The following is a 21,665-nucleotide window of genomic DNA, read 5'->3' as shown; positions in this document are numbered from 1 at the left end:
CAGCTCGGCGAGATGATCGTCGAGGAGCCGGTTGCCGGCTCCTTCAGCCACTTCGCGCACAAGTACTGGGGCGGCTTCGCCGGCTTCCTCTCCGGCTGGAACTGCTGGGTGCTGTACATCCTGGTCGGGATGTCGGAACTGACCGCGGTCGGCAAGTACATCCACTACTGGTGGCCGGAGGTGCCGACCTGGGCCACGGCGGCGTTGTTCTTCGTCGTCGTCAACGCGATCAACCTGGCCAACGTCAAGGCCTTCGGCGAAGCCGAGTTCTGGTTCGCGATCATCAAGGTGGTGGCGATCATCGGCATGATCCTGCTCGGCTGCTACCTGCTGTTCAGCGGCAGCGGCGGTCCGCAGGCTTCGGTGAGCAACCTCTGGGCACACGGCGGTTTCTTCCCCAACGGAGTGAGCGGCCTGGTGATGGCCATGGCGATCATCATGTTCTCCTTCGGTGGCCTGGAAATGCTCGGCTTCACCGCAGCCGAGGCGGACAAGCCGAGGACGGTGATCCCGAAGGCGATCAACCAGGTGATCTATCGCATCCTGATCTTCTACATCGGCGCCCTGGTCGTGCTGCTCTCGCTGACGCCCTGGGACAGCCTGCTGCAGACCCTCAACGCTTCCGGCGATGCCTACAGCGGCAGCCCGTTCGTGCAGATCTTCTCGATGATCGGCAGCGGCACTGCCGCGCACCTGCTGAACTTCGTGGTGCTCACCGCCGCACTGTCGGTGTACAACAGCGGCACCTATTGCAACGGCCGCATGCTTCTCGGCCTGGCCGAGCAGGGCGATGCCCCGCGCGCGCTGGCCAGGGTCGACAAGCGCGGCGTACCGGTACGCGCCCTGGTGGTATCGGCGCTGGTGACCTTCCTCGCGGTGGTGGTGAACTATGTGATCCCGCACCAGGCGCTGGAGCTGCTGATGTCGCTGGTGGTGGCGGCGCTGGTGATCAACTGGGCGATGATCAGCATGGCGCACCTGAAGTTCCGCGCGCAGATGGACCGCCAGGGCACCCGCACGCACTTCCGCGCGTTCTGGTATCCGTACGGCAACTACCTGTGCATGGCCTTCGTGGTGTTCATCCTCGGCGTCATGTTGCTGATCCCCGGCATCCAGGTCTCGGTCTATGCCATCCCGGTCTGGCTGCTGGTGATGTGGGCCTGCTACCGACTCAAGGGAGCCCCGCGGCCGATGCCGGGCCTGCGGGTGAAGCCGGTCACCGAGTGATCGATGGGGCGCCGGCGCGCAGAGGAGAGGGGAGCGCTCCTTTGCGCGTCCCGGCGGCCCACAAGACTTTTTCTAGGGGCGCCTGTCGTTGACGCGGCAGGTGCCGAATTCCTACAGTGGCAGCGCCATTTTTTCTCGTTAGAGGGATTTCCATGAAAAAAGCGCTCTGGCTGCTTCTGGCTGCCGTTCCCGTGGTCCTGGTCGCCTGCGGCGGCAGCGACGACGACAAGCAGACCGCCCAGGTCGATTACCTGGCCCTGCCGGGGGATGCCAAGCTGGATACCCGCAGCGTCGACTACAAGTGCGAGAACGGTCGCAAGTTCACCGTGCAGTACCTGAACAAGGGCGACAACAGCCTCGCCGTGGTGCCGGTCAGCGACAACTCGACGCTGGTCTTCAGCAATGTGATTTCCGCCTCCGGCGCCAAGTACGCCGCCGGCCAGTACATCTGGTGGACCAAGGGCGAGGAAGCCACCCTCTACGGCGACTGGAAGGGCGGCGAGCCCACTGACGGGGTCGCCTGCAAGGAGCGTTGAGTTCGACCTGGCGCCTTAGCCGAAATGAAGGAACCCGGCCGCGGCCGGGTTTCTTTTTGCCTGCTTTTCCGCTCGGCAAAGGGGTTATGCTGGCAGCCCCGTTGGTCCACCGTGCCGCCCCATGCTGATCATCTCCAATGCCGTCCACCTGCCCGATCATGAGATCGAGCTGAATGCCATTCGCGCCCAGGGCGCCGGCGGGCAGAACGTCAACAAGGTCTCCAGCGCGGTGCACCTGCGCTTCGACATCCAGGCCTCGTCGTTGCCGCCGTTCTACAAGGAGCGTCTGCTGGCACTGAACGACCAGCGCATCAGCGGCGACGGCGTGGTGGTGATCAAGGCCCAGCAGTACCGGACCCAGGAGCAGAACCGCGAGGATGCCCTGGAGCGCCTGGCGGAGTTGATCCGCAGCGTGGCCAAGGTGCAGAAGGCGCGGCGCCCGACCAAGCCTACGCGCGGCTCGCAGAAGCGCCGGCTGGACGGCAAGACCAAGCGCGGCGCGGTGAAGGCCGGGCGCGGCAAGGTGGATTTCTGAGCCGGCCGGTCTTCGCGACGGATCAGCGTACGGCCTGGGCCACCGGCTGGCCGAGGCCGCGCTCGCGGTCGCGTTGCAGGCGATAGGCCTTGGCCGAGGCCGGGATCGCAGTGACCTGGCCGGTTTCCAGCCAGCGTCGCAGGCGGGTGGCGTCGGCGAAGTGGGTGTACTTGCCGAAGGCGTCCAGCACCACCAGATTGACCGGGCTGCGGTTGATCGTGGTGCGCATCACCAGGCAGTGGCCTGCCTCGTTGGTGAAGCCGGTCTTGGTCAACTGAATGTTCCAGGTCTTGTTGTTGATCAGGTGGTTGGTGTTGCGGAAGCCCAGGGTGTAGTTGGGGTGGCGGAAGGCCACGGTCTTCTCCGGAGTGGTGCTCCACTGACTGAGCAGCGGGTACTGCCGGCTAGCCACCAGCAGGCGGGTGAGGTCGCGAGCGGTGGAGACGTTGTGCAGCGACAGCCCGGTCGGCTCGACGTAGCGGGTGTTCTTCATTCCGAGGGCGTGGGCCTTGGCGTTCATCGCCTTGACGAAGGCGTTCTTGCCGCCCGGATAGTTCTGCGCGAGGCTGGCGGCGGCGCGGTTCTCCGAGGACATCAGGGCGAGCAGGAGCATGTCCCGGCGGCTGATCTGGCTGCCGACCCGCACTCGGGAAAACACCCCGCGCATTTCGCTGGTCTCGCTGATGGCGATCGGCAGTACCTCGTCCAGCGGCAGTTTCGAGTCGAGCACGACCATGGCGGTCATCAGCTTGGTGATCGAGGCGATCGGCACCACCAGGTCGGGGTTGCGCGAGTAGAGCACCTTGCCGGTGTTCTGGTCGGTAACCAGCGCGCTGCCCGACGCCAGCTCCTGTTGCAGCGGCAGCCCGGCCTTGGGCGGTGGGGAGGCGGATACCGCGGTGGCAACGCTGAGGGACAGGAACAGGGTGACCAGTGACAGGAGACGGTTTCTCACGTGCGTTGCTCACTAAGACGAGAAAGTGGGGGCCGTGGGGCGCAGTGTGAACTGGTGCCCATAATTGAGCATTTTATGCTCTTTTGTAGGAAAAGCACGTAGGGCTTTGAAAGTGCTGACTTATGGTTGGCCCGGTTCGGAGAGGTTCGGCGGATAACGCCTGTGGCGGTATTCGCCCTACGCCCACAAGGTCGTGGTGCGGTAGGGCGAATACCGCAACGCGGTTATCCGCCGCCTCGGCGGGAGTGCGCGGCATTCGCTGGGGCGAAAAAAAGCCGGCCATCACAGCCGGCTCAGGGTAACCGTGAGGGTTCAGTCCGCGCAGACCTGGGCGATGGCTTGCGCCAGGCGGTCGAGGCGGCGCGCGTCGAGACCGGCGACGTTGGCCCGGCCGCTGGAGACCAGGTAAACGGCGTGCTCGTCGCGCAGCCGAGCGACCTGCTGCGGGCTCAGTCCGGTATAGGAAAACATCCCGCGTTGCGCGCCGACATGGGCGAAGCGCTCGGCCAGGCCGTGCGGCGCCAGGGCTTCGACCAGGCCGATGCGCAGGCTGGCGATGCGCGAGCGCATGCCTTCGACCTCTTCCTGCCAGAGTCCCTTCAACTCGCTGTCGCCGAGGATCGCCGCGACCACCTCGGCGCCATGCGCCGGCGGGGTCGACCAGAGGTTGCGGGCGAGGAAGGCCAGTTGGCTACGCACGTCGGTGAGCTTCTCGGCGTTCTGCGCGCAGACGATCAGCGCGCCGACGCGGTCGCGGTACAGGCCGAAGTTCTTCGAGCAGGAACTGGTGACCAGCACCTCCGGCAGTTCGCCGGCGAACAGGCGTACCGCCCAGGCGTCTTCCTCGAGACCGTCGCCGAAGCCCTGGTAGGCGAAGTCGATCAGCGGCAGCAGCTCGCGACGACGTACCACGTCGAGCACCCTGTGCCAGTCGTCGTGGCTCAGGTCGAAACCGGTCGGGTTGTGGCAGCAGGCATGCAGCAGCACCACGTCTCCCTGGGGAATGCGCTCCAGGCCAGCAAGCATCGCCTCGACATCCAGGCGGTTGTCGGCGCTGACGTAGGGGTAGTGGGAAACCTTCAGGCCGGCGGCGGCGAACAGCGTCTCGTGGATCGGCCAGGTCGGGTCGCTCAGCCAGATGCCGCGGCCGGGCAGGCAATGGGCGATGAAGTCGCCGGCCAGGCGCAAGGCGCCGGTGCCGCCGGGCGTCTGGGTGGCGTCGGCGCGTTGCTCCAGCAACAGCGGCGAGGCGGCGCCGAGCGCCAGTTCCGCCAGGCGCGCGGCGAACAGCGCATCGCCGTGGCCGCCGACGTAGCTCTTGGTGGTTTCCTGCTCGACCAGGCGCTGCTCGGCGAGTTTCACCGAGCGCAGGATCGGGGTCAGGCCCTGGGCATCCTTGTAGACACCGACGCCGAGATCCAGCTTGTCCGCGCGCGGATCGTTGCGGTAGGCGTCGAGCAGGCCCAGGATCGGGTCGCCCGGTACGCGGGCGACCTTGGCGAAATGACTCATTTGCGCCCCTCGGCGGTTTTCGCTACCTCGTCGGTGCGCGCCGCCATGATGAAGTCGTTGCGGTGCAGGCCCTTGATCGAGTGGCTCCACCAGGTCACGGTGACTTTGCCCCACTCGGTCAGCAGGCCCGGATGGTGGCCTTCGGCCTCGGATATCTCGCCGACGGCATTGGTAAAGGCCAGGGCGTGCTTGAAGTTCTTGAACAGGTAGACCTTCTCCAGTTGCATGATGCCGTCGCGGACTTCGATGTTCCAATCCGGAATCTGCCGCAGCAGCACGGGCAGTTCTTCGTCGCTGACGTGCGGGGCGTCGGCGCGGCAGGCTTCGCAATGGGCTTGGGTGAGTGCGGTCATGGTGGGAGTCCTTGGTTGTCGCATGTGGGAGCGGCGGACGGGCCGGACCCGTCCACCATAGTACAAGGCCGCCGCGGGGTCAGCCGCGGTGGCGGCGATTCTCGTCAGGCCGCCTGCTTGGGCGGGAACAGCGGCGCGTGCAGGCCCAGGCGCATGGCCTCGTGGACCAGTGCCATGATGTCTTCCTGGGCCAGTTGGAACAGGCGCTTGAGGTCGGGCAGGACGAAATAGAGCGGTTGCAGGATGTCGATGCGGTAGGGCGTGCGCATCGCCTCCAGCGGATTGAAGGCCTGGTGCAGCGGCTCGTCGGAGAGGCAGTAGACGGTCTCCTTCGGCGAGGAGAGGATGCCGCCGCCGTAGATGCGCTTGCCCAGGTCGGTCTCGACCAGGCCGAACTCGATGGTCATCCAGTACAGGCGGGCGAGGAACACGCGTTCCTCCTTGCTCGCCTTGAGGCCGAGCTTGCCGTAGGTATGGGTGAACTCGGCGAACCAGGGGTTGGTCAGCAGTGGGCAGTGGCCGAAGATCTCGTGGAAGATGTCCGGCTCCTGCAGGTAGTCCAGTTCTTCCGGGGTGCGGATGAAGGTGGCGACGGGGAATTGCTGGCTGGCCAGCAGTTCGAAGAAGGTCTGGAACGGAATCAGCGCCGGAACCCGCGCCACGCGCCAGCCGGTGGTGGCCTGGAGAACCCTGTTGATCTCGTCGAGCTGGGGGATCCGCTCGTGGGGCAGGCCGAGCTGTTCGATGCCGTCGAGGTATTCCTGACAGGCGCGGCCTTCGATCACCTTCAGTTGCCGGGTGATCAGGGTATTCCAGACCTGGTGCTCGGTTTCCGGATAGTGGATGAAACCGTTGTCGTCGGGCTGGCGGGCCACGTACTGCGTCGTTTTCATACGGACTCCATGAGCGGCTTGTGGCCGCGGGGTCTTTGTTGTTGTCGTTGCCTTATCGATACCGCGTCGGGACGGTCCGTGCAGCCCCGGATAGGGACCGGGCAACGGGGAGGAATCGGCGTTTTCGTAAAGTTTTCCTTACGAATTGGCCTGGGTCGCCTGTTCATTGGGCCAGGCATTCTTGCTGGTGAGTCTAACTGTCACATATTCTTGACGGAAATTTCCGGCCGGGAGTTAAAAAAACCGGCCGCGAGCCCATCAGAACGACAACACCGGGCCACGCCATGCGTATCAAAGTGCACTGCCAGAACCGTGTAGGCATCCTCCGCGACATCCTCAACCTGCTGGTCGACTACGGCATCAACGTCAATCGCGGCGAAGTCGGCGGCGACCAGGGCAACGCCATCTACCTGCTCTGTCCGAACATGATCAACCTCCAGTTGCAGTCGCTGCGGCCCAAGCTGGAGGCGGTGCCGGGGGTCTTCGGGGTCAAGCGCGTCGGCCTGATGCCCAGCGAGCGCCGGCACCTGGAACTCAACGCGCTGCTCGCCGCCCTGGACTTCCCGGTGCTCTCGGTGGACATGGGCGGGCAGATCGTCGCCGCCAACCGTGCCGCCGCGCAGTTGCTCGGCGTGCGCGTCGACGAGGTGCCGGGGATTCCGCTGTCGCGCTATGTCGAGGACCTCGACCTGCCCGAACTGGTGCGCGCCAACAAGGCGCGGATCAACGGGCTGCGGGTCAAGGTGAAGGGCGACGTGTTCCTCGCCGACATCGCGCCGCTGCAATCCGAGCACGACGAGAGCGAGGCGCTGGCTGGAGCGGTGCTGACCCTGCATCGCGCGGATCGCGTCGGCGAGCGCATCTACCATGTGCGCAAGCAGGAGCTGCGTGGCTTCGACAGTATCTTCCAGAGTTCGCGGGTAATGGCCGCGGTGGTCCGCGAGGCGCGGCGCATGGCGCCGCTGGACGCGCCGCTGCTGATCGAGGGCGAGACCGGCACCGGCAAGGAGCTGCTGGCGCGCGCCTGCCACCTGGCCAGCCCGCGCGGGCAGTCGCCGTTCATGGCGTTGAACTGCGCCGGCCTGCCGGAATCCATGGCCGAGACCGAGCTGTTCGGCTATGGTCCGGGAGCCTTCGAGGGCGCCCGCCCGGAGGGCAAGCTCGGCCTGCTGGAGCTTACCGCCGGCGGCACGCTGTTCCTCGACGGCGTCGGCGAGATGAGCCCGCGCCTGCAGGCCAAGCTGTTGCGCTTCCTGCAGGACGGCTGTTTCCGCCGGGTCGGCAGCGACGAGGAGGTGTACCTGGACGTGCGGGTGATCTGCGCCACCCAGGTAGACCTGTCCGAACTCTGCGCCAAGGGCGAATTCCGCCAGGACCTCTATCACCGTCTCAATGTGCTCTCGCTGCACATCCCGCCGCTGCGCGAGTGCCTGGATGGCCTGGCGCCGCTCGCCGAGCATTTCCTCGACCAGGCCAGCCGGCAGATCGGCTGCGGCCTGCCGAAGCTTTCCGCGCAGGCGCTGGAACGTCTCGAACGCTACCACTGGCCGGGCAACGTGCGGCAATTGGAAAACGTGCTGTTCCAGGCGGTTTCGCTGTGCGAAGGGGGAACGGTCAAGGCCGAGCACATCCGCCTGCCGGACTACGGCGCGCCGCAGCCGCTGGGGGATTTTTCCCTGGAAGGAGACCTCGACGCCATCGTCGGGCGCTTCGAGAAGGCGGTGCTGGAGCGCCTGTTCCGCGAACATCCGAGCAGCCGCCAGTTGGGCAAGCGCCTCGGCGTTTCGCATACCACGGCGGCGAACAAGCTGCGCCAGCATGGCGTGGGGCAAAGCGAGGGCTGAGCGGCATGCTTGCCGGTTTGTTGCAGGCTGGGAAAGAAACGGTGGAGGCGTCGGCCCTTGTGAAAGGGCGGCAGCACGATGAGGCGTGGGGAAGACGGCCAGGATGTTCGCCGAGGGGCGGGATTGTCGCCGCCGAGTACACAATGATCGCGCCGGATGGGCGAGCTGCCCCTCGTGGCGCGATCCTTCGGAGGTCGAGCAGAGTTTAGCCGCCAGTGCAGCCGTTGCCCCAGACCTGATATTCGACGGTATGTTTCTGGCCGTTCGAATCTTCGTAGGTCATGCGTGCGGGAACGATGCCGCAGGCATTGGAAGTGTCGGTTGAAGATATAACGCGAGCCACATCCAGTTGCATGCCATAGGCATATTCTTCAACAGCGTTTTCCTGCTGGCTGGCAGGTTGATCCTGGGCGCCAGCCGCCATCACCAGCGGCGAGCAGGCGAACAGGGCCATCAGGGCGAAAGCCTTCATTACTATTTACCTGAGTAGTTTCTGAGTGGGTACGATCTGCCGTCGGAAGACAGGCGGACAGGTCACCGGGGCAACTCGATAAACAAGGCTGGGTAAGTAAGTCTGCAATCAAGTTGCGGAGTCGAAGTTCAACGGGAGTTAACTTCGGCTGTTGGGTTTATTGTAAGTTGGGATAGGCTGCGACATATAGACTCAGTCAAGACAAGAACCTTGTACGGATCGGTAACAATATCCCTGTGGCCTTCTGCGCCGCGGCTTTGCGACCGGCTCACGGGTTTCTTTCCTGGCCCAGGGGCGATTGCGGGTCGAGCAGGGCGCTGCGAATGAAGTGCAGGTAGCTGAGCACCCGTCGCAGCGGCGAGGTATCGAACTGCGGTGCGCGCGGCTCCGGCGCCGCCCGTACCGCCATGATCGCCTGGTTCACCGCGTGCAGGGCGCGCTGGCGGTTGCTCGGCCCGGGTTGCAGGAACAGCCGGATCAGCGCCCGGCCCATCAGGCGGATCGCCCGGCGCCAGGCGGTGCGTTCGGCGTAGCAGGGCTCCTGGGGCAGGCGTTGCTGTTCGAGGCGCAGCTCGATGATCGCCTGGCCGACCTCCAGCACCAGGAACATCCAGCCCAGCAACCGGCGTTGCACGTCCGGGCGGCCGGCGGAGAAGGTGTAGGCCTGGTTCAGCAGGTCGCGGGTGCCGCTTTCGAAACCGGAGACCAGGCCCTTGCTCTTGCCGCTGATGGCGAACACCACCCGCTCGCGCAGGTCGTGCTCCAGGCGCTTCCACATCCACGGCCGGTTCGGCGGCAGGATCACCATGGCGGCGACCGTGGCGAGGACCATCGACAAGAGTAGTGCCAGGTATTCGTTGAAGAAGGCCAGGGCGTCGTAGCGCGCCATGTTGGCCGGCAGCGAGGCGAAGCAGAACCACACCAGTAGGCCGACGCCGTAGCCGTTCCACTGCGGCCGCCAGAGCAGCAGGGCGCCGACCGCGAAGACCGGCAGCAGGCAGCAGAGCAGCATCGGGAAACCGTCCACGTGGGGTAGCAGGTAGAGCAGCACGAACAGCCCGGTGCAGGCCCCGGCGAGGGTCCCGAGGGTGAGTTGCAGCGACAACTGGCCGGGATTCGGCGAGGTCGAGGAGAGCGCCGAGATCAGTACCGCGGTGAGGGCGAAGGTGCCGCCGTGGGGCCAGGAGGTCTGGATCCAGAACGTGCCGAGCAGGCCGATCATCAGCGCGCTACGCGCTCCGGCGACCAGCGCGGCGACCGGGTTGGCGCGGGCGACGAAGCTTTCCTTCCATTGCTCGCGGGCATGGTGGTGTTCGGCCAGGGAAGCGTGGGTCAGGGCGTAGTTGTGCAGGTCGTCGGTGAAACGGAAGGCCAGTTCGGCGGCGGTGTTGAAATCCAGCAGGTCGTTCTCGCCGGGGCGCTGCTCCACCAGGCGCTGGCGGGCCTGGCGGATGTTCTGCATCAGTTCCGGCTTGTAGGCCTCGATGCGTTCGGCCAGGCGCGCGGCGTCGGCGTCGGTGGGCGTCCGTTCGCGAATCGGCGCGAGCAGCCCGGCAAGCTCCGCCAGGCAGGGCGCCAGGACCTCCAGGACATTCTGCGCCCCGCGCCCGCGCAGGCGTTCGAGCAGGCGGTGGAGGCCGTGGAAGCGACTGGTCATGACCATGAATTCGTTGTTCAGGCGAATCAGCCGGCCGCTGCGCAGGCGCATGTGCGGATCTTCGAAAGTAGTGGCGCTGCGCAGGTTTTCCAGGCCCACGGACTGGGCGACGAAGCGCGCGCTGAGCTCGCCGAAGCGCTCGCCGTCGAGGCTGCCCTGCAGGCCTTCGGCGGCGAACCCGGCGAAGTCGCGGAAGCGCCCGTAGAGTGTGTTGCGCAGGGCGGCGCCGCTGGTCTGCGGCAGGAAGATGGCGCTGACGGTACCGGTGCAGAGGATGCCCAGGGATATTTCCAGGACCCGCCACAGCGCCGCCATGAAAGCGCCTTCCGGGTGCGCGGTGGCTGGAATCCCGATCATGGTCGCGGTGTAGCCGGCGAGTACGCAGGCGTAGCCGCGGAAATCGCGGTAGCGCGCGGCGCCGGCGGTGCACAGGCCGACCCAGAGCGCCAGGCAGGCGAGGAACAGCACGCGCTCCTGGGCGAACAGGGCGATCAGAGTGACCATCACGCTGAGGCCGATCAGGGTTCCGACGATGCGGTAGAAGCTCTTGGCCAGGACCTGCCCGCTCTGCGTCTGCATGACGATGAAGACCGTCACCAGCACCGTGCTCGGCTGCGGCAGCTCCAGGCGATAGGCCAGCCACAGGGCGAGGCTGGCGGTGAGCAGGGCCTTGAACACGAAGACCCAGGCGACGCCGTCGCTACGCGCCCATTCGAGCAGGGCGCGGCGCAATTCGTCGGGGCTGGGAAAGAACGCGAGGGGAGCCGGTGGAACCAGGGGGAGACCTTTCCGGGTGGCGCGGGGCACTGCTGCGAATCCTGAACGACGGCGAGGGGAGGCCGAAACGGCTGGGAATTCTAGGAGCGCCCGCGCTTGCGGATAAGAGCTCGGATAGGTGAAAAATTTTTGTCACAAAAGGCAATAATAGGTGGGTTGACTCGTGACAGAATCTGCGCCGCCTTGGGGTGTCCTCCGGGTTGCGTGGAAAAGAGACGCGCCATAAGCGTCAGAGCCTAGAGGGCCGTGATGGATATCCTGTTCAATATGCGCGCGTTCGTCAGCGTCGCGGAGACCGGCAGTTTCACTGCCGCCGCCCAGCGCCTGGACCTGACGACCGCCTATGTCTCCCGTGCGGTGGCCAAGCTGGAGGCCCACCTGCAGACCCGCCTGCTGCATCGCACCACCCGGCGCATCGCGCTGACCGAAGCCGGGCAGCGCTACCTGATGCGCGCCCAGCAGATACTCGCCTACATCGAGGAGGCCGAGGCCGAGGCGGGCGACGCCCATGCGCGGCCGTCGGGCACGCTGAAGGTCCACGCGATGACCGGCATCGGCCAGCACTACCTGATCAAGGCCATCTCGCAATATTGCGAGACCTACCCGGAGGTTGGCTTCGACCTGACCCTGGCCAACCGGATCACCGACATTCTCGACGAGGGCTACGACATTTCCGTGGTGATCGCCCCCGAGCTGCCGGACTCCGGTTTCGTCTCCAAGTGCATCGGCCAGACCTACAGCATCCTCTGCGCCTCGCCGGGCTACATTGCCGCGCACGGCTTCCCCAAGCTGCCGGCGGAGCTGTCCGCGCACCGTTGCCTGCGCCTGGTGAACTCGGTGATGTCGCTGGACCGCTGGCTGTTCGACGGTCCCGACGGCCAGGAACTGGCCTGCATCAACCAGACGCATTTCCAGGTCAACACCGCCGACGCCATGACCGAGGCGGTGGTCTCCGGCATGGGTATCGGCGCGCTGCCGGTGTACGCGGCGGTCAACGGCCTGAAGGACGGCAGCCTGGTGCGGGTGTTGCCGCGCTATAGCCTGTTCCATCTCAACGTCTACGCCCTCTACCCCTCGCGGCAGTACCTGGATGCGAAGATCCGCACCTGGGTCGAGTTCCTCCGCGAGCACATGCCGGCGATGCTCGCCGCGGACGAGCACAGCCTGGCGGAGAGCGGTGGGTTGGCGAACTGAGCGGGAGTGGTGGGCGGCGCCCTTCGCGACGATCGCACCCCGGCTTGTCGGGAGTCGTAGGGCGGATAACCGCCTGGCGGTTGTCCGCCGATTCTCCGGAGCCCCGCGGACAACGCCAGGGGCGTTATCCGCCCTACAGGCTGTCTCCCACCCTCTGCAACTCCTCGATCAACGCCCGCAGGCAACTCGGCAGTGCTTCCAGGTCGCGTACCAGCAGGCTGCGCTCGCGGATCGCCCAGGGCTCGTCGAGTTCGATGGTCGCCAGCTTCATCGTCCGGCTGTGGCGGCGCGCGGCGGACTGCGGGATCACGCCGATGCCGACGCCGCCCTCGATCATCCGGCAGATCGCCTCGAAGCTGGAGACCTGGATGCGCAGCGATAGCTGCTCGCCCATCTGCTCCACCCGTTCGTACAGGAAGGCGTGCAGGGTGGTGCCCTCGGGCAGGCCGATATGCTGGAACTGCAGGGTGTCGCGCAGGCGTACCCTGGCCTGTCCGGCCAGCGGATGGCCCTGGGGCACCGCCATCACCAGGCGGTCGGTGCTGAAATGCAGGACCTGCAGGCCACTGGCCGCCACCGGCCCGGCGATGATGCCGAGGTCGGTGGAGCCGTCCAGCACGCCGCGGACAATGTCGCGGCTGAGGCGTTCCTGCAGGTCGACGGTGACCCCGGGACGAGCGGCAAGGAAGCCGGCGAGGATTTCCGGGAGGAATTCGGTGACCGCGGTGGTATTGGCGAAGATGCGGATATGCCCGGCGGCGTCGCTGCCGTACTCGGTGAACTCGCTCTTCAGGTATTCCACCTGGCGCATGATCAGCCGCGCGTGCTGTAGCAGGCGCTGGCCCGCCGGGGTCAGTTCGACGCCGCGGCTGTCGCGGTACAGCAGGCGGCTGCCGAGCTGGCCTTCGAGCGCCTTGACCCGTGCGCTGGCGGCGGCCGGGGAAAGGAAGGCGCGGCGCGCGCCCTGGGTCAGGCTGGGCGACTCGGCGATATGGATGAACAGGCGCAGGTCGGCGAGATCGAAATGCATGGGCACTCCATGGCGTTCGGCAAATCCGAACGCGCCATTGCGTAATTGCAAATTCTCAAAACGCTAGCATCCTATCATTCTCCTCCCATCACCCCCTAGGTCATGGGAAGCCACGCATGAGTGAGTCCGCTTTCGCCCCCTGGATCGGTCGCCAGGAAGAAACCCACGATCAATTGAGCCGCAACCTGGTCAAGCGCATCGCCGCCACCTTCGGCGAGCCGACCCCGGCCCACGGCGAAGCGCTGCCGCCGCTCTGGCACTGGGCGTTCTTCCAGGACCCGGTGGAGGCCGCCGGCCTCGGCGTCGACGGCCACCCGGCGCGCGGCGGTTTCCTGCCGCCGGCGGACGATCGCAACCGCATGTGGGCCGGCGGGCGCCTGGAGTTCCACCAGCCGCTGCGGGTCGGCGGCGAGGCCAGCCGCACCTCGACCATCCTCCGGGTCGAGGAGAAGCACGGTCGCAGCGGCACGCTGCTGTTCGTCACCCTGCGCCACGACTACCGCCAGGACGGCCAGCTGGCGCTGAGCGAAGAGCACGACATCGTCTACCGCGAACCGTCCCCGCCCAAGCTCGGCGGTACCGAGGCCTTGCCCGAGGGCGACTGGCGCGAGGCGCTGGAGCCCGATCCGGTGTTGCTGTTCCGCTACTCGGCGGTGACTTTCAACGGCCACCGCATTCACTACGACTGGCCCTATGTCACCGACGCCGAAGGCTATCCGGGCCTGGTGGTGCACGGTCCGCTGATCGCCACCCTGGCCCTGCGCGCGTTCTGCCGGGCCAATCCGCAGGCGCGCATGCGTCGCTTCGCCTATCGCGGCCTGCGCCCGCTGATCTGTCCCGAGCCGTTCGAGGTCGGCGGCCGCCTGCTCGCTGCCGGCAAGGCCGAGGTATGGGTCGGCAATGGCGCCGGCCTGGCCCAGCGTGGCGACGTGGAATTCGACTGAAAGGGCCCCAGCGCCCATCCAACGACAAGAATCGAGGAGTCACCGATGAATCCGAACAGCGAAGAGCTGAACGCGATCCGCGAGGGCGTACGTGCCCTCTGCGCCGAATTCGACGCCGCCTACTGGCGCCGCATCGACGAGCAGCGCGGTTTTCCCGAGGCCTTCGTCAAGGCCCTGACCGACGCCGGCTGGCTCTCGGCAATGATCCCGGAGGAGTACGGCGGTTCCGGCCTGGGCCTGGCCGAGGCCTCGGTGATCCTGGAGGAAGTCAACCGCTGCGGCGGCAACTCCGGCACCGTGCACGGGCAGATGTACAACATGTTCACGCTGCTGCGTAACGGCAGCGAGGCGCAGAAGCGCTTCTACCTGCCGAAGCTGGCCAGCGGCGAGCTGCGCCTGCAGTCGATGGGGGTGACCGAGCCGACCACCGGCACCGATACCACCAAGATCAAGACCACCGCCGTGCGCAAGGGCGACCGCTATGTGATCAACGGGCAGAAGGTGTGGATCTCGCGGATCCAGCACTCCGACCTGATGATCCTGCTGGCGCGCACCACGCCGCTGGCCGAGGTGAAGCGCAAGTCCGAAGGCATGTCGATCTTCCTCGTCGACCTGCGCGAGGCCATCGGCAAGGGCCTGACCGTGCAGCCGATCGCCAACATGGTCAACCACGAGACCAACGAGCTGTTCTTCGACAACCTGGAGATCCCCGCCGATAGCCTGATCGGTGAGGAAGGCAAGGGCTTCCGCTACATCCTCGACGGCCTCAATGCCGAGCGCACCCTGATCGCCGCCGAATGCATCGGCGACGGCCGCTGGTTCATCGACAAGGCCAGCCACTATGCCCGCGACCGCGTGGTCTTCGGCCGGCCGATAGGGCAGAACCAGGGCGTGCAGTTCCCCATCGCCGAGGCGCACATCGAAGTGGAGGCCGCCGACCTGATGCGCTGGCGCGCCTGCCAGGAGTACGACGCCGGGCTCAACGCCGGGGCCAGCGCGAACATGGCCAAGTACCTGGCGGCGAAAGCTTCCTGGGAGGCGGCCAACGCCTGCCTGCAGACCCACGGCGGCTTCGGCTTCGCCTGCGAGTACGACGTCGAGCGCAAGTTCCGCGAGACCCGCCTGTACCAGGTGGCGCCGATCTCCACCAACCTGATCCTGTCCTACGTGGCCGAGCACCTGCTCGAACTGCCGCGCTCGTTCTGAAGCGGGAGCCGCCCATGCAGATCGACCGTCTCGACCACCTGGTGCTCACCGTCCGCGACATCGACGCCAGCATCGATTTCTACACCCGCGTACTGGGTATGCGCGCCGTTACCTTCGGCGCGGGTCGCAAGGCCCTCGCCTTCGGTGCGCAGAAGATCAACCTGCACCAGGCCGGGGGCGAATTCGAACCCAAGGCCGAGCGACCTACGCCGGGGTCCGCCGACCTCTGTTTCATCGTCGCCACGCCACTCGAGGCGGTGGCCGAGCAACTGCGCCAGCAGGCCGTGGAAATCCTCGAGGGCCCGGTGCAGCGCACCGGCGCCGGCGGGCCGATCCTCTCGCTGTACCTGCGCGACCCCGACCTGAACCTGATCGAACTGAGCAACCCGCTGTAGGCCGCGTGCCTCGGGACAACTACAAGAGAGCGTTGGTCATGACCGACTACACCCAGCAACTCGCCGGCTTTCTCGCCGGCCTGCGCTACCAGGACCTGCCGCCGGCGGTGCTGGCGCGGATGGAAGAATTGTTCCTCGACTGGCTCGGCTCGGCGCTGGCCGGCAAGGGCCAGCATCCGATCCCATTGTTCGAGCGCTACGCCGAACGCATGGGCCCGGCCGATGGTAGCGCGCAGATCCTGCCCAGCCGGCGGCGCAGCTCGCCGTATTTCGCCGCCCTGGTGAACGGCGCGGCTTCCCACGTGGTGGAGCAGGACGACCTGCACAACAGCTCGGTGCTGCACCCCGCGGCAGTGGTCTTCCCTGCCGCCCTGGCCGCGGCCCAGGACCTCGGCCGCAGTGGCGCCGAGCTGATCCTCGCGGCGGTGGCCGGCTACGAGGCCGGCATCCGCATCGGCGAATTCCTCGGTCGTTCCCACTACCGGGTGTTCCATACCACTGCCACGGTCGGCACCCTCGCCGCGGCAGTGGCGGTGGGCAAGCTGATGGACTTCGACCGCGAGCGCTTCGTCGACCTGCTCGGCAGCGCCGGAACCCAGGCCGCCGGGCTCTGGGAGTTCCTCCGCGACGCCGCCGATTCCAAGCAGTTGCATACCGCCAAGGCCGCCGCCGACGGGCTGCTCGCCGCCTATCTCACCGCCGACGGCCTGAGCGGCGCGCGACACATCCTCGAAGGCGAGCAGGGGATGGCCGCCGGGATGTCCAGCGACGCCGACCCCGAGCGCCTGGTGGATCGCCTCGGCAGCCGCTGGGCGTTGCTGGAAACCTCGTTCAAGTTCCACGCCTCGTGCCGCCATACCCATCCCGCGGCCGACGCGCTGCTGGCGCTGATGCAGCGCGAAGGGCTCGATCACTCGCAGATCGCCGCGGTCACTGCGCGGGTCCACCAGGGCGCCATCGACGTGCTCGGCCGGGTGGTCGAGCCGCAGACCGTGCACCAGGCGAAGTTCTCCATGGGCACCGTGCTGGGCCTGATCGCCGTGTACGGCAAGGCCGGCCTCGGCGAGTTCCATCGGCATGCGCTGAGCGACCCACGGGTCGCTGCGTTCCGCGAGCGGGTCGAGATGCGCCTGGACCCGGAGGTCGACGCCGCCTATCCGCAGCGCTGGCTCGGGCGGGTCGAAGTACTGGATGGCGAAGGGCGGCGCCATACCGCCGCCATCGACGAACCGAAGGGCGATCCCGGCAATACCCTCAGCCGCGACGAGCTGGCCGACAAGTTCCGCCGCCTGCTGGCGTTTTCCGGCGCGGCCACCGGCGCCGAGGCGGAGATCCTTATCCAGCGGGCCTGGGGCCTGCGTCAGGCGCCTTCCGTAACGCCCCTGATCTGATCAACCGAACCAGCCGCACCTCGTCTTCGACGGACGAGGGCAGGGAGTCCGACCCATGACGCAATCCCACCAGCCGCGCCCGCTCGACGGCATCACCGTGGTCAGCCTGGAGCACGCCATCGCCGCGCCCTTCTGCACCCGCCAACTGGCCGATCTCGGCGCGCGGGTGATCAAGATCGAACGCCCCGGCGTCGGCGATTTCGCCCGCGGTTACGACGAGCGGGTCAACGGCCTGTCGTCGCACTTCGTCTGGACCAATCGTTCCAAGCAGAGCCTCAGCCTCGATCTCAAGCAGGCCGAGGCGCTGCCGTTGCTGGAGAAGCTGCTGGCCGGCGCCGACGTGCTGGTGCAGAACCTCGCGCCGGGCGCCGCCGCGCGCCTGGGCCTGTCCTACGAGGCGTTGCGCGAGCGCTTCCCGCGACTGATCGTCTGCGATATCTCCGGCTACGGCGAAGGCGGTCCCTACGAGAAGAAGAAGGCCTACGACCTGCTGATCCAGAGCGAGGGCGGCTTCCTTTCGGTGACCGGCGGCGCCGGGCCGAACGAGATGGCCAAGGCCGGCTGTTCGATCGCCGATATCGCCGCCGGCATGTACGCCTACAGCAGCATCCTCTCGGCCCTGCTGCTGCGCGAGCGCACTGGCGAGGGCAGCCGCATCGACGTGTCGATGCTGGAGAGCCTGGTGGAGTGGATGGGCTACCCGATGTACTACGCCTACCAGGACGCGCCGCCACCGCCGCGCGCCGGCGCTTCGCACTCGACCATCTACCCCTATGGGCCATTCCCCGCCGGCGACGGCGGCACGGTGATGCTCGGCCTGCAGAACGAGCGCGAGTGGCGGGCCTTCTGCGACAAGGTCCTGCGCCGCCCGGAGCTGGCCGACGACGAACGCTTCTCGGCGAACTTCAAGCGCTCGGCCAACCGCGAGGAGCTGCGTGCGCTGATCGTCGAAGCCTTCGCCGCCTTGCCGGCCGCCGAGGTGGTGGCGCGCCTGGAACAGGCGCAGATCGCCAACGCCCACGTCAACGACATGGCCGGGGTCTGGGCGCACCCGCAGTTGCAGGCGCGGCAACGCTGGACCTCCATCGACAGCCCGGCCGGGCGCCTGCCGGCGTTGTTGCCGCCGGCCAGCAGCAGCGCCTTCGTTCCGCGCATGGATGCGGTGCCGGCGCTGGGCGGCGACAGCGACGCGCTGCTTGCCGAACTGGGCTGTACCGCGGCCGATATCCAGCGCCTGCGCGCGACCGGAACGGTATGAGGAGGCGGACATGAACCGACAGATCGTGCGCAGCGCGCTGTTCGTCCCGGCGACCCGCCCGGAGCGGATCCCCAAGGCCCTTGCCAGCGGCGCCGACCGGGTCATCGTCGACCTCGAGGATGCGGTGGAGGAGGGGCTGAAGGTCGAGGCGCGGGCCAATCTCCGGCGTTTCCTCGTCGATACGCCGGAAGCCCGGGTGCTGGTGCGGATCAACGCGGCGGAGCATCCCGGACATGCCGACGACCTGGCGCTGTGCCGCGACCACGCCGGAGTGATCGGCCTGCTCCTGCCGAAAGTGGAGAGCGCCGCCCAGGTGCGCCACGCCGCCGTGGCCAGCGGCAAGCCGGTCTGGCCCATCGTCGAGAGTGCCCGCGGCCTTGCCGCGCTGGGCGAGATCGCCGCCGCCGCGGGGGTCGAGCGGCTGTCCTTCGGCAGCCTCGACCTGGCCCTGGATCTCGATCTCAACACCGGCAGCAACGCAGCCGAACAGATTCTCGGTCACGCCCGTTACGCGCTGCTCCTGCAATCGCGCCTGGCAGGCCTGGCGCCGCCGCTGGACGGCGTCTACCCGGCGATCCAGAACCGTGTCGGACTGGTCGAGGCAGTGCGCTTCGCTCGCGACATGGGCTTCGGCGGGTTGCTGTGCATCCATCCGAGCCAGGTCGAGCCGATCCACCAGACATTGATGCCGAGTCTCGCGGAACTGGAGTGGGCGCGTCGGGTGGCAGAGGCCGGCGCCTCCGGTGCCGGCGTCTTCGTGGTCGACGGCGAAATGGTCGACGCGCCGGTGCTGGGACGCGCGCGACGCCTGCTGGAGCGGGCCGGGGAGGGGGGCTGAACGCGTTCGACAGACGCGAACGCGGGCTTGAGCAATGGCGAATTCTCCGAACGCGCCGGCTGCGTCAGGCTCGTCGATACCTCGAAAGCACAACAACAATCTGAGGTCACGAAATGTTCAAGACGATGGTACGGGCGCTGTTGTGCGCCCTGGCGATCGGTGGCTCCTGCCTGGCGAATGCCGCGCAGCCGATCGTCATCAAGTTTTCCCACGTGGTCGCGGAAAACACGCCCAAGGGCCAGGGCGCGCTGCTGTTCAAGAAGCTCGTCGAACAGCGCCTGGGCGGCCGGGTCGAGGTGGACGTCTATCCCAACTCGTCGCTGTTCGGCGATGGCAAGGAAATGGAGGCGCTGCTGCTGGGCGACGTGCAGATGCTGGCGCCGTCCCTGGCCAAGTTCGAGCAGTACACGCGCAAGGTGCAGATCTTCGACCTGCCGTTCCTCTTCGACGACATCCAGGCGGTCGACCGCTTCCAGCGCAGCCCGCAGGGGCGCGCCCTGCTGACCAGCATGCAGGGCAAGGGCATCCTCGGCCTGGCCTACTGGCACAACGGGATGAAGCAGCTCTCCGCCAATCGCCCGTTGCTGGAGCCGGAAGACGCGCGCGGGCTGAAATTCCGCGTGCAGGCGTCCGACGTGCTCAACGAGCAGTTCCGCCAGCTCCGCGCGATCTCCCGGAAGATGTCCTTCGCCGAGGTCTACCAGGGCTTGCAGACCGGCGTGGTGAATGGCACCGAGAACACCTGGTCGAACTACGAGAGCCAGAAGGTCAACGAGGTGCAGAAGTATTTCACCGAGTCCAACCACGGCCTGGTGGACTACATGGTGATCACCAACGCGAAGTTCTGGAACGGCCTCCCGGCGGACATCCGCGAAGCGCTGCAGCGGATCATGGACGAGGTCACCGTGCAGGTGAACCTCGAGGCCGAGCGCCTCAACCGCGACGCCCGCCAGCGCATCCTCGCCAGTGGCGTCAGCGAGATCCATACCCTGACCCCGCAGCAGCGCGCCGACTGGCGCCAGGCGATGCAGCCGGTATGGCAGAAATTCCGCGGCAATGTCGGCGCTGACCTGCTCCAGGCCGCCGAAGCCTCCAACCGTCCCGATTGACCCGTCCGGCCCCGCCCGGCCGGGCGGGGCATTGTGGAGAACGCTGCGATGAATCGACTCGTGCGCGTCTGGAACCGCTTCGAGGAGGGCGCTATCGCCTTCCTGCTGGCGGCGATGACGCTGGTGACCTTCCTCTATGTGGTGATGACCAACGTCTTCACCCTGTTCTACGACCTCGGCGACCGCCTGCCGACACTGCGGGCTCCGCTGTACTCGGTGGGCGACGCGATCCTCGGGGTAGCCCAGGACATGTCCTGGAGCAACGCGCTGACCAAGGCGCTGTTCGGCTGGCTGATCTTCCTCGGCATCGCCTACGGCGTACGCACCGCCGGCCACCTCGGGGTGGATGCCCTGGTGCGCCTGGCGCCGCGTCCCTTGCAGCGCCTGATCGGGATACTCGCCTGCCTCTGCTGCCTGGGCTACGCCGGGCTGTTCATGGTCGCCAGCTACGACTGGGTGAAGACCCTGTTGGTCGCCGGCATCGGCGCCGAGGACCTCGACCACTTCGGCATCCTCCAGGCCTACATCGCGGTGGTGGTGCCGGTCGGCTTCGGCCTGGTGCTGCTGCGCTACCTGGAAATCCTCGTCAACCTGTTGCGCGGTCGCCAGCTCGGGCTGGGCCTCGCCGACGAGGCCGCCGAGGCCTCCAAACTGGCCGGCGAAGAGGCCGGGGAGAACCGTCCATGACCGTGCTGATCCTGTTCCTGCTGCTGTTCCTGTTCATGTTCATCGGCGTGCCCATCGCCATCTCCCTGGGGCTGTCCGGCGCCCTGACGATCCTGCTGTTCAGCCCGGATTCGGTGCGCTCGCTGGCGATCAAGCTGTTCGAGACCTCCGAGCACTACACCCTGCTGGCGATCCCGTTCTTCCTGCTCTCCGGCGCGTTCATGACCACCGGTGGCGTGGCGCGGCGCCTGATCGACTTCGCCAATGCCTGCGTCGGGCATATCCGCGGCGGCCTGGCGATCGCTGCGGTGCTCGCCTGCATGCTGTTCGCCGCGCTGTCCGGTTCGTCGCCGGCGACAGTGGCGGCGGTCGGCTCGATCGCCGTGGCCGGCATGGTCCGCTCCGGCTATCCGCGCGCCTTCGGCGCGGGGATCATCTGCAATGCCGGGACCCTGGGCATCCTCATCCCGCCATCGATCGTGATGGTGGTCTACGCCGCCGCCACCGAGACCTCGGTGGGCAAGCTGTTCGTCGCCGGGGTGGTTCCGGGGTTGTTGCTCGGGGTGATCCTGATGGTGGTGATCTACATCGTCGCACGGGTCAAGAAGCTGCCGGCGCAGCCGCGCGCCAGCTTCCGCGAGTGGCTGGCCGCCGCACGCCGTGCAGGCTGGGGCCTGTTGCTGCTGGTGATCATCCTCGGCGGCATCTATTCCGGGCTGTTCACCCCCACCGAGGCGGCGGCGGTGGCGGCGGTGTACTCGGCCTTCGTCGCGCTGTTCGTGTACAAGGACATGCGCCTGCGCGACTGTCCCAAGGTGCTGCTGGAGTCGGGGCGGCTGAGCATCATGCTGATGTTCATCATCGCCAACGCCA

21 protein-coding genes are annotated in these 21,665 nt (G+C 67.0%); 14 read left to right on the top strand and 7 right to left on the bottom strand.

What is annotated here, in order from left to right; translation table 11 throughout:
* From HMPREF2924_RS27800 to arfB, 3 genes are all read left to right on the top strand, one after another.
* Positions 1-1,227: amino acid permease (locus HMPREF2924_RS27800; RefSeq protein ID WP_070621863.1), on the top strand; the 1,227-nt coding region annotated here is incomplete at its 5' end.
* 152 nt (positions 1,228-1,379) lie between these two features.
* Positions 1,380-1,763: a lysozyme inhibitor gene (locus tag HMPREF2924_RS27795; RefSeq protein WP_003085889.1), complete on the top strand. Its 384-nt coding sequence runs from the start codon at positions 1,380-1,382 to the stop codon at positions 1,761-1,763.
* A 121-nt stretch (positions 1,764-1,884) separates the two neighbouring features.
* Positions 1,885-2,298 (top strand): alternative ribosome rescue aminoacyl-tRNA hydrolase ArfB, encoded by a 414-nt coding sequence (gene arfB, locus HMPREF2924_RS27790; RefSeq protein ID WP_003085891.1) that lies wholly within the window; start codon positions 1,885-1,887, stop codon positions 2,296-2,298.
* 22 nt (positions 2,299-2,320) lie between these two features.
* Here the strand turns inward: arfB and pbpG are convergent, their stop codons facing one another.
* The 4 genes from pbpG to phhA form a co-directional block, all read right to left on the bottom strand.
* The gene (gene pbpG / locus HMPREF2924_RS27785) at positions 2,321-3,253 is read right to left on the bottom strand and encodes a D-alanyl-D-alanine endopeptidase (protein WP_003085893.1); all 933 of its coding nucleotides are present in this window, start codon (positions 3,251-3,253) and stop codon (positions 2,321-2,323) included.
* A 312-nt stretch (positions 3,254-3,565) separates the two neighbouring features.
* Positions 3,566-4,765 (bottom strand): amino acid aminotransferase, encoded by a 1,200-nt coding sequence (locus tag HMPREF2924_RS27780; RefSeq protein ID WP_003110269.1) that lies wholly within the window; start codon positions 4,763-4,765, stop codon positions 3,566-3,568.
* On the bottom strand, positions 4,762-5,118 hold the full coding sequence (locus tag HMPREF2924_RS27775) for a 4a-hydroxytetrahydrobiopterin dehydratase (RefSeq protein WP_003085898.1): 357 nt from the start codon (positions 5,116-5,118) through the stop codon (positions 4,762-4,764). The genes HMPREF2924_RS27780 and HMPREF2924_RS27775 overlap by 4 nt, the downstream gene beginning before the upstream one ends.
* A gap of 104 nt (positions 5,119-5,222) precedes the next feature.
* Positions 5,223-6,011 (bottom strand): phenylalanine 4-monooxygenase, encoded by a 789-nt coding sequence (gene phhA, locus HMPREF2924_RS27770; protein WP_003134287.1) that lies wholly within the window; start codon positions 6,009-6,011, stop codon positions 5,223-5,225.
* Between the two features lie 284 nt (positions 6,012-6,295).
* On the opposite strand from phhA, the gene HMPREF2924_RS27765 reads away from it, so the two are divergent.
* Entirely contained in the window at positions 6,296-7,855 is a 1,560-nt protein-coding gene (locus HMPREF2924_RS27765) for a sigma-54-dependent phenylalanine hydroxylase transcriptional regulator PhhR (protein ID WP_003114242.1), read from the top strand.
* Between the two features lie 205 nt (positions 7,856-8,060).
* On the opposite strand, the gene HMPREF2924_RS27760 is transcribed toward HMPREF2924_RS27765, so the two are convergent.
* Both HMPREF2924_RS27760 and HMPREF2924_RS27755 read right to left on the bottom strand, forming a co-directional pair.
* Entirely contained in the window at positions 8,061-8,327 is a 267-nt protein-coding gene (locus HMPREF2924_RS27760) for a DUF2790 domain-containing protein (protein WP_003085904.1), read from the bottom strand.
* A 268-nt stretch (positions 8,328-8,595) separates the two neighbouring features.
* Complete coding sequence (locus tag HMPREF2924_RS27755; protein WP_003134286.1) at positions 8,596-10,791, bottom strand: FUSC family protein; 2,196 nt, start codon at positions 10,789-10,791, stop codon at positions 8,596-8,598.
* Between the two features lie 219 nt (positions 10,792-11,010).
* On the opposite strand from HMPREF2924_RS27755, the gene HMPREF2924_RS27750 reads away from it, so the two are divergent.
* Positions 11,011-11,955 (top strand): LysR family transcriptional regulator, encoded by a 945-nt coding sequence (locus HMPREF2924_RS27750; protein ID WP_003105984.1) that lies wholly within the window; start codon positions 11,011-11,013, stop codon positions 11,953-11,955.
* Between the two features lie 133 nt (positions 11,956-12,088).
* Here HMPREF2924_RS27750 and HMPREF2924_RS27745 read toward each other — a convergent pair whose 3' ends face one another.
* Positions 12,089-12,985, bottom strand: coding sequence for a LysR family transcriptional regulator (locus HMPREF2924_RS27745; RefSeq protein ID WP_003085908.1), 897 nt, complete (start codon positions 12,983-12,985; stop codon positions 12,089-12,091).
* A 116-nt stretch (positions 12,986-13,101) separates the two neighbouring features.
* Between HMPREF2924_RS27745 and HMPREF2924_RS27740 the strand changes: the two genes are divergently transcribed.
* The 9 genes from HMPREF2924_RS27740 to dctM all read left to right on the top strand — a co-directional run.
* Positions 13,102-13,929, top strand: a complete 828-nt coding sequence (locus HMPREF2924_RS27740; protein WP_023094883.1) for an HTD2 family dehydratase — start codon at positions 13,102-13,104, stop codon at positions 13,927-13,929.
* A 45-nt stretch (positions 13,930-13,974) separates the two neighbouring features.
* Positions 13,975-15,135, top strand: a complete 1,161-nt coding sequence (locus HMPREF2924_RS27735; protein ID WP_003085913.1) for an acyl-CoA dehydrogenase family protein — start codon at positions 13,975-13,977, stop codon at positions 15,133-15,135.
* Between the two features lie 14 nt (positions 15,136-15,149).
* Positions 15,150-15,530, top strand: a complete 381-nt coding sequence (locus HMPREF2924_RS27730; RefSeq protein WP_003085915.1) for a VOC family protein — start codon at positions 15,150-15,152, stop codon at positions 15,528-15,530.
* A gap of 38 nt (positions 15,531-15,568) precedes the next feature.
* On the top strand, positions 15,569-16,921 hold the full coding sequence (locus HMPREF2924_RS27725) for an MmgE/PrpD family protein (protein WP_003134275.1): 1,353 nt from the start codon (positions 15,569-15,571) through the stop codon (positions 16,919-16,921).
* Between the two features lie 55 nt (positions 16,922-16,976).
* A complete protein-coding gene (locus tag HMPREF2924_RS27720; protein WP_003110264.1) occupies positions 16,977-18,179 on the top strand; it encodes a CaiB/BaiF CoA transferase family protein in 1,203 nt (400 codons plus the stop codon).
* A 10-nt stretch (positions 18,180-18,189) separates the two neighbouring features.
* Entirely contained in the window at positions 18,190-19,017 is an 828-nt protein-coding gene (locus tag HMPREF2924_RS27715; RefSeq protein ID WP_003134274.1) for an HpcH/HpaI aldolase/citrate lyase family protein, read from the top strand.
* Positions 19,018-19,130: 113 nt separating this feature from the next.
* Positions 19,131-20,126 (top strand): TRAP transporter substrate-binding protein, encoded by a 996-nt coding sequence (locus tag HMPREF2924_RS27710; protein ID WP_003110262.1) that lies wholly within the window; start codon positions 19,131-19,133, stop codon positions 20,124-20,126.
* A 48-nt stretch (positions 20,127-20,174) separates the two neighbouring features.
* Entirely contained in the window at positions 20,175-20,813 is a 639-nt protein-coding gene (locus tag HMPREF2924_RS27705) for a TRAP transporter small permease (RefSeq protein ID WP_003134273.1), read from the top strand.
* Positions 20,810-21,665, top strand: an 856-nt coding sequence (dctM, locus tag HMPREF2924_RS27700) for a C4-dicarboxylate TRAP transporter large permease protein DctM (RefSeq protein ID WP_070700811.1), incomplete at its 3' end; no start/stop codon positions are given. The genes HMPREF2924_RS27705 and dctM, both read left to right, overlap by 4 nt.

This window comes from Pseudomonas sp. HMSC063H08 (assembly GCF_001813645.1).
Classification (GTDB): Bacteria; Pseudomonadota; Gammaproteobacteria; order Pseudomonadales; family Pseudomonadaceae; genus Pseudomonas; species Pseudomonas aeruginosa.
The sequence above is the reverse complement of the archived record's forward strand: the minus strand, read 5'-3'. Positions and strand labels throughout refer to the sequence as shown.

Bases quoted from the DNA above. Each gene is read 5' to 3' on its own strand.
- HMPREF2924_RS27725 (WP_003134275.1), top strand. From the start codon at position 15,569: ATGACCGACTACACCCAGCAACTCGCCGGCTTTCTCGCCGGCCTGCGC.
- HMPREF2924_RS27730 (WP_003085915.1), top strand. From the start codon at position 15,150: ATGCAGATCGACCGTCTCGACCACCTGGTGCTCACCGTCCGCGACATC.
- HMPREF2924_RS27735 (WP_003085913.1), top strand. From the start codon at position 13,975: ATGAATCCGAACAGCGAAGAGCTGAACGCGATCCGCGAGGGCGTACGT.
- HMPREF2924_RS27715 (WP_003134274.1), top strand. From the start codon at position 18,190: ATGAACCGACAGATCGTGCGCAGCGCGCTGTTCGTCCCGGCGACCCGC.
- HMPREF2924_RS27750 (WP_003105984.1), top strand. From the start codon at position 11,011: ATGGATATCCTGTTCAATATGCGCGCGTTCGTCAGCGTCGCGGAGACC.
- HMPREF2924_RS27705 (WP_003134273.1), top strand. From the start codon at position 20,175: ATGAATCGACTCGTGCGCGTCTGGAACCGCTTCGAGGAGGGCGCTATC.
- HMPREF2924_RS27710 (WP_003110262.1), top strand. From the start codon at position 19,131: ATGTTCAAGACGATGGTACGGGCGCTGTTGTGCGCCCTGGCGATCGGT.
- HMPREF2924_RS27780 (WP_003110269.1), bottom strand. From the start codon at position 4,765: ATGAGTCATTTCGCCAAGGTCGCCCGCGTACCGGGCGACCCGATCCTG.
- phhA (WP_003134287.1), bottom strand. From the start codon at position 6,011: ATGAAAACGACGCAGTACGTGGCCCGCCAGCCCGACGACAACGGTTTC.
- HMPREF2924_RS27775 (WP_003085898.1), bottom strand. From the start codon at position 5,118: ATGACCGCACTCACCCAAGCCCATTGCGAAGCCTGCCGCGCCGACGCC.
- HMPREF2924_RS27765 (WP_003114242.1), top strand. From the start codon at position 6,296: ATGCGTATCAAAGTGCACTGCCAGAACCGTGTAGGCATCCTCCGCGAC.
- HMPREF2924_RS27720 (WP_003110264.1), top strand. From the start codon at position 16,977: ATGACGCAATCCCACCAGCCGCGCCCGCTCGACGGCATCACCGTGGTC.
- HMPREF2924_RS27760 (WP_003085904.1), bottom strand. From the start codon at position 8,327: ATGAAGGCTTTCGCCCTGATGGCCCTGTTCGCCTGCTCGCCGCTGGTG.
- HMPREF2924_RS27740 (WP_023094883.1), top strand. From the start codon at position 13,102: ATGAGTGAGTCCGCTTTCGCCCCCTGGATCGGTCGCCAGGAAGAAACC.
- HMPREF2924_RS27795 (WP_003085889.1), top strand. From the start codon at position 1,380: ATGAAAAAAGCGCTCTGGCTGCTTCTGGCTGCCGTTCCCGTGGTCCTG.
- arfB (WP_003085891.1), top strand. From the start codon at position 1,885: ATGCTGATCATCTCCAATGCCGTCCACCTGCCCGATCATGAGATCGAG.
- HMPREF2924_RS27745 (WP_003085908.1), bottom strand. From the start codon at position 12,985: ATGCATTTCGATCTCGCCGACCTGCGCCTGTTCATCCATATCGCCGAG.